This is a genomic window from Klebsiella sp. HN106 (genome assembly GCF_051209435.1).
GTDB lineage: Bacteria > Pseudomonadota > Gammaproteobacteria > Enterobacterales > Enterobacteriaceae > Klebsiella > Klebsiella oxytoca.
This window is the reverse complement of the sequence record NZ_JBLURD010000064.1, coordinates 1-1,178: the sequence shown is the minus strand read 5'-3', so window position 1 is coordinate 1,178 and position 1,178 is coordinate 1. Positions and strand designations below refer to the sequence as shown.

The window sequence follows — 1,178 nt, the reverse complement described above, 5'->3', positions numbered from 1 at the left end:
GGCGTTGTAAGGTTAAGCCTCACGGTTCATTAGTACCGGTTAGCTCAACGCATCGCTGCGCTTACACACCCGGCCTATCAACGTCGTCGTCTTCAACGTTCCTTCAGGACTCTCAAGGAGTCAGGGAGAACTCATCTCGGGGCAAGTTTCGTGCTTAGATGCTTTCAGCACTTATCTCTTCCGCATTTAGCTACCGGGCAATGCCATTGGCATGACAACCCGAACACCAGTGATGCGTCCACTCCGGTCCTCTCGTACTAGGAGCAGCCCCCCTCAATTCTCCAGCGCCCACGGCAGATAGGGACCGAACTGTCTCACGACGTTCTAAACCCAGCTCGCGTACCACTTTAAATGGCGAACAGCCATACCCTTGGGACCTACTTCAGCCCCAGGATGTGATGAGCCGACATCGAGGTGCCAAACACCGCCGTCGATATGAACTCTTGGGCGGTATCAGCCTGTTATCCCCGGAGTACCTTTTATCCGTTGAGCGATGGCCCTTCCATTCAGAACCACCGGATCACTATGACCTGCTTTCGCACCTGCTCGCGCCGTCACGCTCGCAGTCAAGCCAGCTTATGCCATTGCACTAACCTCCTGATGTCCGACCAGGATTAGCTGACCTTCGTGCTCCTCCGTTACTCTTTAGGAGGAGACCGCCCCAGTCAAACTACCCACCAGACACTGTCCGCAACCCGGATTACGGGCCCACGTTAGAACACCAGCCATTAAAGGGTGGTATTTCAAGGATGGCTCCATGCAGACTGGCGTCCACACTTCAAAGCCTCCCACCTATCCTACACATCAAGGACCAGTGTTCAGTGTCAAGCTATAGTAAAGGTTCACGGGGTCTTTCCGTCTTGCCGCGGGTACACTGCATCTTCACAGCGAGTTCAATTTCACTGAGTCTCGGGTGGAGACAGCCTGGCCATCATTACGCCATTCGTGCAGGTCGGAACTTACCCGACAAGGAATTTCGCTACCTTAGGACCGTTATAGTTACGGCCGCCGTTTACCGGGGCTTCGATCAAGAGCTTCTCCGCGAGGATAACCCCATCAATTAACCTTCCGGCACCGGGCAGGCGTCACACCGTATACGTCCACTTTCGTGTTTGCACAGTGCTGTGTTTTTAATAAACAGTTGCAGCCAGCTGGTATCTTCGACTGATTTCAGCTCC

The 1,178-nt window shown here is 53.9% G+C and carries 1 rRNA gene; it reads right to left on the bottom strand.

The window, feature by feature from the left end:
• Positions 1-8 precede the first annotated feature (8 nt).
• Positions 9-1,178, bottom strand: a 23S ribosomal RNA gene (locus tag ACSIPU_RS30285); the annotation flags it as partial.